We start from the raw sequence: 13771 nt of genomic DNA, 5'->3' as shown, positions 1-13771 counted from the left end.
CAAATCAGTGATGGTGCTCATCTTCCATTGCCTCGGCCTGTGTCTGGTGAATGGTGCCGTGCGGATGTTCGGCGGGCGCATAAATCGAATATAGTTTAATAGGTTCGCTGCCTGTATTGATCAGGTTATGCCATTTGCCGGCGGGAACAAATACCGCCTCATCCGCCTTTACCTCCTGAACGAAATCAAGCTTGTCGCGGCTATCACCCATAACCACTTGTCCTTGTCCCTGCTCGATGCGGAGGAACTGGTCAATCTCGGAGTGGAGTTCCAGGCCGATATCTCCGCCCGCCGGAATGCTCATCACTGTCACTTGCAGGTTCAATCCTGTCCACAGGGTGGTGCGGAAATTGTCGTTGCCTACGGTATAGGCTTCGATATCCAGCACGCATGGCGCATTGCCATAATCTTTCAGTACAATTTCAGTTGTACTTTCTGTTTTGTTTTCGGCAGCCGGAGCTCCGGCTTCGGTCTGCTTTTGTCCGCAAGACACTGCCACGGAAAGAAAGGCGGCCAGTGTACCGGTACGAAAAAGAAGGTTGGTCGTTGTCATATACAATCAGGATTTAAGTGTGTTTTTATTGTTTTCAGTTCCGTTTGCAACGGTATATTCAATACTGGGTTGTGTGGCTCATATGTCAAAAGGGGGTATCCTTTTTCAGAATACTCCCTCCGATGGAACAGGTCCCGGACTACTTATTTCTTTTTATATCCGCACTTGGGACATACACCCTCTTCGTTCAGCGAGATACCGCACAATGGGCAACGCTCAATGTCGTTGTGTGTGTCAAACTCAGCCGATCCTGCGTTTACTCCGCTGGTAAAGGTAATCTTGGCAATGTTCAGTTTGTCCTTCAACAGCTCATATACAATCTTGATCATGCCTTCCACCGTCATGGTCTCCTTGGTCACTACCAGGCGACAATCCGGATATGCGGTGGCAAGAGTGGTCTTGAACGCCTCTCCCTTCATCTTGTTTTGGGGGTGTCCGTTTTTGATTCCCTGTTTCTCGTATACCTCAAGTACAGCCGGAAGCAGCGGGTCGTCTTCTCTAAGAACCAGAGCGTGGTCGAAGTTTTTTAAAACATCCCATGCTACCTTTTGGATTTCATTACACGGATAGACCATGTTCACACCGGCATTCACCGTATCCTCAACTTCAATGGTCAGGACACCTGTATGTCCGTGAAGGTACTGTGCCTCGCCCTGGAAACCGTAGAATCTGTGGGCATACTGTAAATCAAATGTAGTAATACTTCTCATGTTACTGTGTTTTTAATGAATTAATTTGTTTGTCGTGGGCAAAGTTATATCTTTTTCAAGACTGTTGCAATCGGATTTGTCTATTAGCTCATAGATTTGGTCTATCACGTTGAAAGAAAGAGCCGTATAGCTGTCGGGCGGCTTTGGGCTTTCCGGTTGGCGAAGGTTGAAACAGGCTTTTATCAGCTCATGGATACATGTTTGTACTGCCATGTTTTTTTATGCTTTGACCCGGTTCTTCATGTTGGTTCTTTCATTCCGTTTCTTCAGGGTTGGACTGCGGCGGAACATCGTTTGCATGCCTTCCGGAACGCCTGCTGTAGATATATGTAGAAACGTTTGGTATACTGTTGTAAAATCATTAAATTTGCAATTAAAATAACGAGAATTATGGATGCAGAGACCCGTTTGAAAATAGAAGAGAGAATAATAGCGATGTTGAAGACCGTATATGACCCTGAGATTCCGGTTAATATATACGATTTAGGATTAATCTACAAGATTGACCTGGAAGACAATGGAGAGGTAAGTATTGATATGACGCTTACTGCTCCCAACTGTCCCGCCGCTGACTTTATTATGGAGGATGTGCGTCAAAAGGTGGATTCGGTGGAAGGGGTAAACTCCTCCGTCATTAATTTGGTGTTCGAACCCGAATGGGATAAGGACATGATGAGTGAAGAAGCAAAACTTGAATTAGGATTCCTTTAAGATTATGAAGAATATATATTTCCTTTCGGATGCACATTTGGGGTCGCGTGCAATAGCGCACGGACGGACACAGGAACGCCGTTTGGTGAACTTTTTGGACAGAATCAAGCATAATGCCGCAGCAGTGTATCTATTGGGAGATATGTTCGACTTTTGGTATGAGTTCAAGTTGGTAGTGCCGAAAGGCTATACCCGCTTCTTGGGAAAAATCTCCGAACTGACCGATATGGGAGTGGAAGTCCACTTCTTTATCGGAAATCATGATATCTGGTGTGGAGATTATCTGGAAAAGGAATGTGGCGTGACTATTCATCGCCAGCCGCTTACCTGTGAAATTTATGGTAAAGAGTTCTTTCTTGCCCATGGTGATGGGTTGGGAGATGGCGACCGTAAGTTCAAGTTGTTGCGCTCCATGTTTCATAGTACCACTTTGCAGCGTCTTTTTTCTACTTTACATCCTCGCTGGAGTGTGGACTTGGGATTGGAGTGGGCGAAACACAGTCGCATGAAGCGCGAAGGAGGCAAAGAACCCGAATATATGGGAGAGGACAAAGAACCTTTAGTGCTTTTTACCAAGAAGTACCTTAAGAACCATCCTGATATTAATTATTTTATTTACGGCCATCGCCACATAATGCTTGACCTGATGCTGAGCCGTACATCGCGCATGCTTATTTTGGGAGACTGGATACAAGACTTCTCTTATGCCGTTTTTGACGGTGAAAATATGTTCCTAGAGCAGTTTATAGAAGGAGAAAGTCAGTATTCTTGATTGAATATTATATAACCCCCTTTTAATTTATACCATGAAGAAAATCTTTCTATTACTAATTGTATTCTTTGCATATCTTCAAGTGAATGCAGAAAACCGAAAAACGATTCGTGTGTCGACCGACAATACGGATTTAATCTTGAAAGTGGCTCCTAACGGACGTTTGTACCAATCTTATCTGGGCAGTAAACTGCTGAATGAACAGGATATTGTCAGTCTTCCGTCTGCTTCGGGCAAGGATGCTTCGGCCAATGGCTGGGAGGTATATGCCGGTTCGGGTGCCGAAGATTATTTTGAACCTGCCGTTTCCATTACTCACAACGATGGAAATCCGTGTACCATATTGCGTTATGTGTCTTCTGAAAGCAAGGCAGTAGAGGGAGGGACGGAAACAATTATCCGCTTGCGCGATAATCAGTATCCTGTAGATGTAACCTTACATTATGTAGCTTATCCCAAAGAGGATGTCATAAAGACTTGGAGTGAAATCAGTCATCAGGAAAAAAAGCCGGTGATGCTTTCACGTTATTCGTCCACTATGCTGTATTTCTCTGCAGGGAAGTATTTCCTGACTGAGTTCAGCAGTGATTGGGCCAAAGAGGTACAGATGAGTACGCAAGAGTTGCAATTCGGAAAAAAGCTCCTGGATACCAAGTTGGGAAGCCGTGCGGCTATGTTTGTCCAGCCTTTCTTTGAGTTGGGCTTTGACCGGCCTGCCAATGAGCATCAGGGGGATGTGCTGTTGGGAACTATCGGTTGGACCGGAAATTTCCGCTTTACGTTTGAAGTGGATAATGAAGGCAATCTGAGAGTGATTCCTGCCATTAATCCTTACGCTTCTTATTATGAACTGGCTCCGAAGGATGTGTTCAAGACTCCCGAGTTTGTCTTTACGCTGAGTAAGGAGGGAACGGGTAAGGCGAGCCGGAACATTCATGCATGGGCGCGTAACTATCAGTTGAAAGATGGTAAGGGTGATCGTATGACATTGCTCAATAACTGGGAAAATACCGGTTTCAAGTTTGATGAGAAAGTCTTGGTGGAACTGATGAAGGAAGCCAAGCATCTGGGCGTGGATATGTTCTTGCTGGACGACGGTTGGTTTGCCAATAAGTATCCTCGTAACAATGACCATACCGGTTTGGGAGACTGGGAGGCTACAAAAAGTAAACTGCCTAATGGAGTGCCTGCGTTGGTGGCTGCTGCCAAAGAAGCCGGTGTGAAGTTTGGTATCTGGATTGAACCGGAAATGGTAAACCCGAAGAGTGAGCTCTTTGAGAAGCATCCCGAATGGGCTATCCATCTGCCTAATCGTGAAACATACTATTACCGTAATCAGCTGGTACTCGATTTGAGCAATCCGAAAGTGCAGGATTTTGTATTTGGTGTAGTAGATAATATCATGACTGAGAATCCGGATGTGGCTTTCTTTAAGTGGGACTGCAACAGCCCTATTACCAATGTTTATTCTCCCTATCTGAAAGAGAAGCAAGACCAACTCTATATCAACCATGTGCGTGGCGTTTATAATGTTTTGGAAAGAGTGAAAGCCAAGTATCCCAATGTGCCGATGATGCTGTGTTCGGGCGGTGGTGCACGTTGTGATTATGAGGCACTGAAATATTTTACTGAATTTTGGTGTAGTGATAATACCGATCCTATCGAACGTTTGTATATCCAATGGGGATTCTCACAATTCTTCCCGGCTAAGGCTATGTGTGCTCATGTCACTAGCTGGAATAGCAAGACCAGTGTGAAATTCCGTACTGATGTAGCCTCTATGTGTAAACTCGGTTTCGATATGGGCTTGAAAGAATTGAGTGAAGACGAATTGGCCTACTGCCAGAATGCGGTTGCCAACTTTAACCGTTTGAAGCCCGTTATTCTGGATGGAGAACTTTATCGCTTGATTTCTCCGTATGAAGGCAATCACATGTCTGTGATGTATGTGGGCGAAGGACGGAAGCAAGCAGTGCTGTATGCTTATGATATCCATCCCCGTTTTGGCGAGAAACTGTTGCCTGTGAAATTGCAGGGATTGGATCCGGCGAAGATGTATAAGGTGGAAGAGATTAATCTGATGCCCGGAAAGAAATCAAGACTGGATGCCAATGGTAGAACTTTCTCAGGAGATTATCTGATGAAGGTCGGACTGAATGTATTTACCGGCGGACAGACACAAAGTCGTGTAGTTGAGCTTATCGCTCAATAAAGAACAGTTAAAAAAAAAGGAAGGCCGTTACGCATCTCGCGCAAGCGGCCTTCGATATTTATTTAACCAAACAATAAAATTACTTATCCAAGATTGTTTGTGTGTCACTGGCAATCATTAATTCCTCGTCTGTCGGGATAACTACTACCTTGACTTTTGATTCGGGAGTAGAGATGATGGCTTCGTCACCATGAATTTTGTTGTTCATTTCCTTATCCAATTCCACACCGATGAATTGTAAGCCGTCACACACAGCTTCGCGGCATTGTGATTGGTTTTCGCCTACACCGCCGGTGAACAAGATAACGTCTACACCACCCATAGCGGCAGCATAAGCACCGATATATTTCTTGATGCGATAGTAATACATCTTTTCTGCCAGCAGAGCACGCGGATTGCCTTCTTTGCAAGCTGCATCCAATTCACGCATATCACTGGATACTCCTGATACGCCGAGTACTCCGCTCTTCTTGTTCAACAAATTGGAAACGCCTGTCGGAGTCAAACCTTCTTTTTCCATAATGAAGGTAACAGCACCTGCATCGATGTCACCGCTGCGGGTTCCCATTACAAGTCCTTCAAGCGGTGTAAGTCCCATGCTGGTATCTACACATTTACCGTCTTTAACGGCCGAGATGGAGCCACCGTTACCAATGTGGCAAGTGATGATTTTAGAACCTTCGGGGTTGATGCCCAGAAAATCGCATACACGCTTTGAAACATAGCGATGAGAGGTTCCGTGGAAGCCATAACGACGTACGCCGTATTTTTCATACAGTTCGTATGGGATGGCATACATATATGCATAGTCGGGCATTGTTTGGTGGAATGCAGTGTCGAATACACCTACCTGAGGTACATTGGGCAAGATAGCTGAAACGGCATTGACACCTTTCAAGTTAGCCGGGTTATGAAGCGGAGCGAGGTCGTTGCAAGCGGCAAATGCATCCAGTACTTCTTTATCCAGTTTCACAGATTCGCTGAAACGTTCACCGCCGTGTACCATACGGTGACCTACTGCATTGATTTCTTCCAAAGATTTGATTGCACCATATTCAGGGCTGACCAATGTGTTCAGGATAAATTCAATACCTGCAGTATGTTCGGGAATATCTTTTTCGAGAATCTTCTTTTCACCGTTAGGTAAAGTCAACTTCAGGAAAGAACCTACCAATCCGATTTTTTCAATACCACCCTGTGCCAGGATTTCTTTGGTAGTCATATCAAACAACTTGTATTTGATAGAAGAACTACCGCAATTAAGCACTAATATTTTCATAATGTTGTTTCTTTATTATATTAATTGTTTGCTTTGGCAGCAATAGCCTGATTTGCAGTAATTGCAATCATCTTATAAACATCGTCGATAGAGCATCCGCGTGACAAGTCGTTCACCGGGCGGGCGATACCTTGCAGAATCGGACCGATAGCTGTAGCGTGTCCTAAACGTTCTACCAGTTTATAAGAGATGTTACCGACTTCCAGACAAGGAACTACCAGCACATTGGCTTTTCCGGCAATTTCCGAACCCGGAGCTTTGCTTGCACCGATATGTGGAACTAAAGCGGCGTCAGCCTGCAGTTCACCGTCGATTTTTAAATCGGGGGCCATTTCTTTGGCGATGGCTAAGGCTTCAACCACTTTGTCTACTACTTCATGTTTGGCAGAACCTTTGGTTGAGAAACTCAGCAGGGCAACACGCGGGTCAATGCCTGCAACTGCTTTGGCAGTTTGGGCGGTACAAACGGCAATCTGAGCCAACTGGTTGGCATCCGGCATCGGAGTTACTGCAACATCACCCATTACTAAAACGCCGTTATTTCCATATTCGGGAGCATGGGTCAACAGCAGCATGGCGCCTGATACACAAGTAATGCCCGGTACTGTCTTGATAATCTGTAATGCAGGACGAAGCACGTTACCGGTAGTGTTGCGGGCACCTGCCAACTGTCCGTCGGCATCTCCGGCTTTGATTATCAAACATCCCAAATACAACGGGTCGACTACCAGTTTGCGAGCTTCTTCGATAGTCATACCTTTTTTCTTACGAAGTTCGCACAGCAGTTGTGCATATTCTTCTTTCTTAGGGTGATTTTCGGGGTCGATGATAGTGGCTTTACCGATGTTTCCCAAACCCCATTCTTTAGCCAGGCTCATGATTTCATCGGGATTACCCAATAAAATAAGGTCGGCAACACCGTCTGTCAATATTTGGTTGGCAGCTTTTAATGTACGTTCTTCTGTTCCTTCAGGAAGAACGATGCGCTGTTTGTTTGCTTTCGCGCGCTCTACGATTTCAGATATTAAATCCATGATATATATTAATTATGTACGTTCTAAAGACGAGTGTTGTTTTTCACGATGCAAAATTAGGTAATTTTGCAATATCTACATTGCAAAACCTGTATTATTTTTGGTTTAAAGTATGCAAAAAACGTATGTTATTGAACACCAAACAGGATGTTTCCTTAACTTTGCGCAGTTTTCAATAAGTTTTTATTAAATTAATAAGGTATGATACGTCAATGCGCTATCCTTTTCGGATGTTTGGCTTTGGGTGAACTGATTGTTTTTCTGACAGGCATTAAGCTGCCTTCCAGTATCATAGGGATGCTGCTTCTCACCCTTTTCTTGAAATTGGGTTGGATAAAACTGCAATGGGTGCAGGGGTTGTCCGATTTCCTGGTTGCTAATCTTGGCTTCTTCTTTGTGCCGCCCGGAGTGGCGCTGATGCTTTATTTTGATGTAATCGCGGCACAGTTTTGGCCGATTGCGATTGCTACCTTAGTCAGTACTGTTCTGGTGCTTGTGGTTACCGGATGGGTTCATCAATTAGTTCGTAAATCAAATGGAATATTTAGAAAATAAGTTCTTTCTGTTGGCGGTCACTTTTGGGGTGTTTTTTCTGTCGCGCGTCATTCAGAAGAAGACAGGCTGGGTTATCTTGAACCCGATATTGCTTACCATTGCCGTGCTTATTCTATTTTTGAAATTTGCCGGCATCAGTTATGAAACTTATAATGAGGGCGGACAGCTCATCGAATTTTGGCTGAAACCGGCGGTAGTGGCATTGGGCGTTCCTCTGTACTTGCAGTTGGAGATGATAAAGAAGCAATTATTGCCGATTATCATTTCGCAGTTGGCGGGATGCCTGGTGGGATTGGTGGCTGTGGTTGTCATTGCCAAGTTGTTGGGAGCTACACCCGATATTATCTGTTCGTTGGCTCCGAAGTCAGTCACTACCCCTATTGCGATGGAGGTGTCGAAAACCACCGGAGGAATTCCTTCATTGACAGCGGCCGTTGTCGTTGTTGTGGGATTATTTGGAGCGGTGTTCGGTTTTAAGGTGTTGCGTGTGGGACATGTAGGCAGCCCCATAGCTCAAGGGTTGTCTATGGGGACGGCTACTCATGCAGTGGGAACATCTACGGCTATGGAAATCAGTGGAAAATACGGAGCTTATGCCAGTCTGGGATTGACATTGAATGGGATAATGACAGCTATTTTCACTCCAACAATTCTCAAATTATTGGGTGTCATTTAACAAAAACGCTTCTATCTTTGTTATTAGAGAAACAAACATTTTATGATAGAATTCAAAGACATTACTTTAGCGGATAAAGAGCTGATACAGTCATTTACGCTGAACAGCCAACGTCGCAATTGCGACTTATCATTTGCCAACCTCTGTAGTTGGACATTCCTATACCAGACCAAGTATGCCGTTTTGGACGGCTATTTGTTGCTACGCTTCTATGCCGGTGAAGAGCTGGCCTACATGATGCCGGTAGGAACGGGAGACGTAAAACCGGTGTTGGAAGCACTGATTGAGGATGCTGAAGCATTGGGGGCAAAGTTTCGTATGCTGGGTGTATGCGTAGGAATGAAAGCAGACCTTGAAGCAGTGATGCCGGGCCGTTTCACCTTTACCGAAGACCGTGACTATTTTGACTATCTTTATCTGCGCACTGATCTGGCTACCTTGAAGGGCAAGAAATATCAGTCCAAACGTAATCATATTAACAAGTTCAAGAAACAGTATCCCGATTACGAGTACAGATTTCTGACTCCCGAGCTTGTTCCTGAATGCCTGAAGATGGAAGAGGAGTGGTGTCGTGCCAATAATTGTGATGAACAAATGGCTTTGGGGGCCGAACGGCAGTCCATGACTTTCGCCCTTCATCACCTGGAAGAGTTGGGACTGACCGGAGGAGTATTACACGTGAACGGCAAGATAGCCGCATTCACTTATGGTGCTCCCATCAACTATCAGACATGGGATACATGTGTGGAAAAAGCGAATACCGATATCGAAGGCTCTTACGCCATGATAAACTATGAGTATGCCAATCATATCGATGAACAGTATATGTATATCAATCGTGAGGAAGACCTCGGACTGGAGGGACTGCGTAAGGCGAAGCTTTCTTATCAGCCGACTATCTTGCTCGAAAAATGTATAGCTGAGCTCAATGACCACAAAGGATGAAGTAAAAGCATTGTGGAAACTCTGTTTTACGGACAGCGAGGAGTTTACTGACCTGTATTTCGACCTGAGATATAGAGATGATATCAATATGGCTGTTCGCGAAGAGGGGAAAATCATTTCCGCTTTGCAGATGATTCCCTACCCGATGACCTTTTGCGGGGAAACGATTGCCACTTCTTACATTTCGGGTGCGTGCACCCATCCCGACTATAGGTCGCATGGAGCCATGCGCCGCTTGTTGGGGCTGACTCACCGTCGTATGTATGATGACGGTATTTTGCTCAGCACCCTTATACCGGCAGAGAAATGGTTGCTTGGCTATTATGCAAAGTCGGGATATACTCCGCGATTCGGTTATGTGATGGAAAGGATAAACGTAGAGGAACTTACTCCTTCCGGTTCTTACAGGGTGAAAGAGGAAGATGGGGATTGGGTTGAATTGTATCAGTACTTTGATAGCCGTATGCGCGAGCGCGTCTGCTGTGTGCAACATAGCTATGAAGATTTTCTGGTGATTATGGCGGACTTGCGGCTGGGAGGAGGTAAATTGCTTGTGGCGCGCAAGGCAGACCGGATAGCAGGGCTGGCTTTTGTGGTAATGGACACCGGAATTTTGTATGTTAAAGAGTTATTGGCAGACGGTATTCCCGGACAGGCAGGCTTTGAGGCGGTCAAAGATACCTTGTTGTCGGCCGCTGCAATCTTATATCCTGAAGCTGTTATCGAGTATATCCATCCTTCCTCCGGGGATTCGTCCACGTTGGGAATGGCACGTTTGATTCATGTGGAAAAGATGCTGTCCATACTTGCAAGGAAACATCCGGTGCTGAGTTTTTCCATTCAAATAGAGGACGATGATGCTATTCCTGAAAATAATGGTTACTATATAGTGGAAAATGGTAATTGTTATCATGGATATCGGGAAGGAAGGGAATATCATCGTTATACGATAGAAAGCCTCACAGCCAAGTTACTTGAGACGGAGCACCCTTACATGAGTTTGATGCTTAATTGAAGAAAGGCGGATTAAGATTATAAAGTTACTGTAGGGGGTTGTGTCAAAACGTGGATAATGCTGTCGTTTCGTTCGTAGGGGCGAGGTTCGCTCGCCCGAAAACAGTTTACTTTGTGTCTTCGGGCAGGCAAACCTTGCCCCTACAGCTGACGATTGGATAGACTGGTTTAGTTTTGACACACTCCCGAATACTACAAAATATGTTACTTTAGAAACATCCTCCTGATATATTGAACTGCTTTAAAGCAACTCCTGTAGCGGGGCGAGTTTCATGCTGTTCGAACCTTTTATGAGAATGTAGAATCCCTTTGGTTTAGACTTTTTCAAAACTTCCGCCAATTGGCCGGCATCTTGATAATGCTCGTAAGAGGAAGTCGCTTGCCCGAATTCTTCTCCGACCAGAATGACGCGTTCAAATTCACATTCACCCAGGTAACCGGCTATCTTTTGATGTTCTTCATGGCTGCTCTTGCCCAATTCTTTCATATCGCCCAGAATGACCATCTTGTGCGGCACTTCCATCCGACGAAAATTCTCCAATGCCGCCATCATGCTGGTAGGATTGGCATTGTAGGCATCCACAATCAGATTATTGTCGGCTGTCGGGGTGAGTTGCGAACGGTTGTTGTGTGGAACATATTCTTCCAGTGCTTCCGAAATCAGTTCTTCCGTTACATGGAAGAAACGTCCGATAGCGATGGCGGCAAGGGCATTTTTAAGATTGTAAGAGCCTATCAGATGAGTGCTTACCTTGTGCTGTCTGCCTTCATGCTCCCACTCGAAAGTGAGGAATGGGGCACATGCCCCCGTCCGGCCACTGACGTAGAGTTCCGCTTCGTTTTCTGTGCCATAGGTGATACAGGTCAGTCCTTGTGAAATTTTATTAAGATGCTCGTTATCCCTGTCAATAAAGATGACGTGCTTGCCTCCGTAACGCAAATGTTCGTACAACTCTCCTTTGGTTTTTATCACTCCTTCGAAAGAGCCGAATCCTTCGAGGTGTGCTTTGCCTACATTGGTGATGATACCATAATCGGGCTCGACAATGGCAGAGAGCGATTTAATTTCACCCGGATGGTTCGCACCCATTTCTATCACGGCAAGTTCGTCGTTGGAGGTGAGGCGCAACAGGGTGAGCGGCACGCCGATGTGGTTGTTCAGATTGCCCAATGTGTAAAGTACCCGGTATTTTTTTTGAAGTACGGCGGCTATCAGTTCTTTGGTAGTAGTTTTTCCGTTGGTACCGGTGATGCCTACAATGCAGGTGCCTAACTTACGACGGTGGAAGTTGGCCAGTTCCTGTAAGGCTTGCAGGCAGTTGTCTACCAAAAGTATATGCGGGCTTCCGCCGGTGTATTGTTCTTCGTCCACTACCGCATATCGGCAACCTTTCTCCAGCGCTTGTACAGCGAAGGCGTTTCCATTGAATGTCTCTCCCTTCAAGGCTATGAACATGGAGCCTTCGGGACAGTTACGGCTGTCGGTGGTTACTCCACTGCACTCTGTAAAACATTTATATAAAGTTGAAATATCCATTTTACCTTTCTATTAATATTAGTTGCGGCAAAGATAGCTGAAAAATAGTTCAGGAAATAACAAAAACTCAAGAATTGTGCGTACTTTTGTACGATGTAAATAACGCTTCGTAGAGATAATGAACAAAGAGAGCAAATATATTAATGTAAAGGGGCAGTTGATGGACGTGTCAGAGCCGCGGGTAATGGGGATTCTGAATGTAACGCCCGACTCTTTTTACAGTGAAAGCCGTCTTCAAACAGTGGAAAAGATTGCCGCACGCGTGGTGGAAATAGTAAATGAGGGCGCTGACTTTATTGATATCGGTGCATACTCCTCTCGTCCGAATGCCGACCATGTTTCATTGGAAGAAGAAATGAGTCGTCTGCGGATGGGGCTTGAAGTGATTACTGATGTATGTCCTTCGATTCCCATCTCGGTAGATACTTTCCGGGCGGATGCGGCACGGATGTGTGTCGAAGAATACGGTGCGGCCATCATTAATGATATCTCGGCCGGAGAGATGGATTCCAGGATGTTTTCTACCGTAGCCAAGTTGGGCGTTCCTTACATTATCATGCACATGAAGGGTACTCCGCAAACCATGCAGCAGGCTCCGCATTATGATAATTTGGTAAAGGAAATATTCCAGTATTTTGCACGGAAGATACATCAGTTGCATGAGTTGGGGCTGAAAGACCTTATTCTTGACCCCGGCTTCGGTTTCGGCAAGACACTGGAACATAACTATGGGCTCATGGAATGTCTGGAAGACTTCAGTCTTTTTGACCTTCCGATACTGGTGGGGATATCGCGCAAGTCGATGATTTACAAACTTTTGGACGCTACTCCCGAAGATGCGCTGAACGGCACGACCGCACTCAATACCATTGCACTCATGAAGGGTGCTAACATTTTGAGGGTGCACGACGTGAAGGAGGCTGTGGAAACTGTGCGGATTGTGCAGCAGATGAAGTCATGTGCTATCGACTGTTAATAGTATAATCTTGAATAATAATATAGCGAAAGATGTTTATCGACTTTAGTATAAAAGACCTTATTGATATCCTGCTGGTGGCTTACTTGCTATATCAGACTTACCGGCTGATGAAGGATTCGGGCTCAATCAATATTTTTACGGGGATTCTGGTTTTCATCGGCATTTGGCTGATTGTGTCGCAAGTTCTTGAGATGAAGCTTTTGGGCTCTATCTTTGATAAGTTGGTAAGCGTGGGTGTGCTGGCTCTGATTATTTTATTTCAGGACGAGTTGCGCCGTTTTCTTGTTACGCTGGGTTCGCATAAGCGGTTGGGTAGCTTTTTCCGTTTTCTGACGGGAAATAAGCAGGAGAAGACCGAGAAGGCGGACATTATGCCGATAGTGCTTGCTTGTATGAGTATGAGCAAAGGCAAGGTGGGGGCGTTGATTGTTATCGAAAAGACGATGCCGCTGAATGATATTATCCGCACGGGTGAGGTAATTAATGCCAATGTCAACCAAAGGCTGATTGAAAATATCTTTTTCAAGAACAGTCCGTTACACGATGGGGCAATGATTATCCGCCACAAACGTATCGAGGCGGCCGGTTGTATTCTTCCCGTGTCTCATGATTTGAATATTCCCAAGGAGTTGGGATTGCGGCACCGTGCAGCCATGGGAGTGTCGCAGGAGACGGATGCGCTGGCCATAATCGTATCTGAGGAAACCGGAGGTATCTCAGTTGCCTATAAGGGGCAGTTTCATCTCAGGCTCACCGCCGAGGAATTGGAACGTATTTTGACGAAAGAAGAGTAA

The 13771-nt window shown here is 45.3% G+C and carries 15 protein-coding genes; 9 read left to right on the top strand and 6 right to left on the bottom strand.

Features of this window, described 5'->3' with window-relative positions:
- Positions 1–4 precede the first annotated feature (4 nt).
- The 3 genes from IR173_RS07590 to IR173_RS07580 form a co-directional block, all read right to left on the bottom strand.
- Positions 5–553 (bottom strand): cupin domain-containing protein, encoded by a 549-nt coding sequence (locus tag IR173_RS07590; RefSeq protein WP_237039054.1) that lies wholly within the window; start codon positions 551–553, stop codon positions 5–7.
- Positions 554–696: 143 nt separating this feature from the next.
- Positions 697–1263 carry a 6-pyruvoyl trahydropterin synthase family protein gene (locus IR173_RS07585; RefSeq protein WP_237039053.1) on the bottom strand — a complete coding sequence of 189 codons (567 nt, stop codon included), beginning with the start codon at positions 1261–1263 and terminating at the stop codon, positions 697–699.
- 12 nt (positions 1264–1275) lie between these two features.
- Positions 1276–1476 carry a hypothetical protein gene (locus IR173_RS07580; RefSeq protein WP_237039052.1) on the bottom strand — a complete coding sequence of 67 codons (201 nt, stop codon included), beginning with the start codon at positions 1474–1476 and terminating at the stop codon, positions 1276–1278.
- Positions 1477–1653: 177 nt separating this feature from the next.
- Here IR173_RS07580 and IR173_RS07575 point away from each other — a divergent pair, with 177 nt between their 5' ends.
- Genes IR173_RS07575 through IR173_RS07565 form a run of 3 tightly spaced genes read left to right on the top strand, consistent with a single transcriptional unit; the run spans position 1654 to position 4958 of the window.
- On the top strand, positions 1654–1974 hold the full coding sequence (locus tag IR173_RS07575) for an iron-sulfur cluster assembly protein (RefSeq protein WP_237039051.1): 321 nt from the start codon (positions 1654–1656) through the stop codon (positions 1972–1974).
- A 4-nt stretch (positions 1975–1978) separates the two neighbouring features.
- The gene (locus IR173_RS07570) at positions 1979–2746 is read left to right on the top strand and encodes a UDP-2,3-diacylglucosamine diphosphatase (RefSeq protein ID WP_237039050.1); all 768 of its coding nucleotides are present in this window, start codon (positions 1979–1981) and stop codon (positions 2744–2746) included.
- A 34-nt stretch (positions 2747–2780) separates the two neighbouring features.
- Positions 2781–4958 (top strand): alpha-galactosidase, encoded by a 2178-nt coding sequence (locus IR173_RS07565; protein WP_237039049.1) that lies wholly within the window; start codon positions 2781–2783, stop codon positions 4956–4958.
- A 79-nt stretch (positions 4959–5037) separates the two neighbouring features.
- Here the strand turns inward: IR173_RS07565 and IR173_RS07560 are convergent, their stop codons facing one another.
- A complete protein-coding gene (locus tag IR173_RS07560) occupies positions 5038–6237 on the bottom strand; it encodes an acetate kinase (protein WP_237039048.1) in 1200 nt (399 codons plus the stop codon).
- Between the two features lie 20 nt (positions 6238–6257).
- Complete coding sequence (gene pta, locus IR173_RS07555) at positions 6258–7271, bottom strand: phosphate acetyltransferase (protein ID WP_237039047.1); 1014 nt, start codon at positions 7269–7271, stop codon at positions 6258–6260.
- Positions 7272–7472: 201 nt separating this feature from the next.
- Here pta and IR173_RS07550 point away from each other — a divergent pair, with 201 nt between their 5' ends.
- Genes IR173_RS07550 through IR173_RS07535 form a run of 4 tightly spaced genes read left to right on the top strand, consistent with a single transcriptional unit; the run spans position 7473 to position 10462 of the window.
- Positions 7473–7826 (top strand): CidA/LrgA family protein, encoded by a 354-nt coding sequence (locus IR173_RS07550; protein ID WP_237039046.1) that lies wholly within the window; start codon positions 7473–7475, stop codon positions 7824–7826.
- Positions 7807–8502, top strand: coding sequence for an LrgB family protein (locus IR173_RS07545; RefSeq protein ID WP_237039045.1), 696 nt, complete (start codon positions 7807–7809; stop codon positions 8500–8502). The genes IR173_RS07550 and IR173_RS07545 overlap by 20 nt, the downstream gene beginning before the upstream one ends.
- A gap of 42 nt (positions 8503–8544) precedes the next feature.
- A complete protein-coding gene (locus tag IR173_RS07540; protein WP_237039044.1) occupies positions 8545–9447 on the top strand; it encodes a DUF2156 domain-containing protein in 903 nt (300 codons plus the stop codon).
- A complete protein-coding gene (locus tag IR173_RS07535) occupies positions 9431–10462 on the top strand; it encodes a GNAT family N-acetyltransferase (protein WP_237039043.1) in 1032 nt (343 codons plus the stop codon). Before IR173_RS07540 ends, IR173_RS07535 begins: the two co-directional genes overlap by 17 nt.
- 240 nt (positions 10463–10702) lie before the next feature.
- Here the strand turns inward: IR173_RS07535 and IR173_RS07530 are convergent, their stop codons facing one another.
- The gene (locus IR173_RS07530) at positions 10703–11998 is read right to left on the bottom strand and encodes a UDP-N-acetylmuramoyl-tripeptide--D-alanyl-D-alanine ligase (RefSeq protein ID WP_237039042.1); all 1296 of its coding nucleotides are present in this window, start codon (positions 11996–11998) and stop codon (positions 10703–10705) included.
- A gap of 118 nt (positions 11999–12116) precedes the next feature.
- On the opposite strand from IR173_RS07530, the gene folP reads away from it, so the two are divergent.
- Together folP and cdaA are read left to right on the top strand one after the other, a co-directional pair.
- Positions 12117–12974 carry a dihydropteroate synthase gene (folP, locus tag IR173_RS07525; protein ID WP_262914280.1) on the top strand — a complete coding sequence of 286 codons (858 nt, stop codon included), beginning with the start codon at positions 12117–12119 and terminating at the stop codon, positions 12972–12974.
- 32 nt (positions 12975–13006) lie between these two features.
- The gene (gene cdaA, locus IR173_RS07520; protein ID WP_237039041.1) at positions 13007–13771 is read left to right on the top strand and encodes a diadenylate cyclase CdaA; all 765 of its coding nucleotides are present in this window, start codon (positions 13007–13009) and stop codon (positions 13769–13771) included.

Source organism: Phocaeicola faecalis (genome assembly GCF_021730445.1).
GTDB lineage: Bacteria > Bacteroidota > Bacteroidia > Bacteroidales > Bacteroidaceae > Phocaeicola > Phocaeicola faecalis.
Note: the sequence above shows the minus strand (reverse complement) of the source record. Positions and strands in the feature narration are given on the sequence as shown.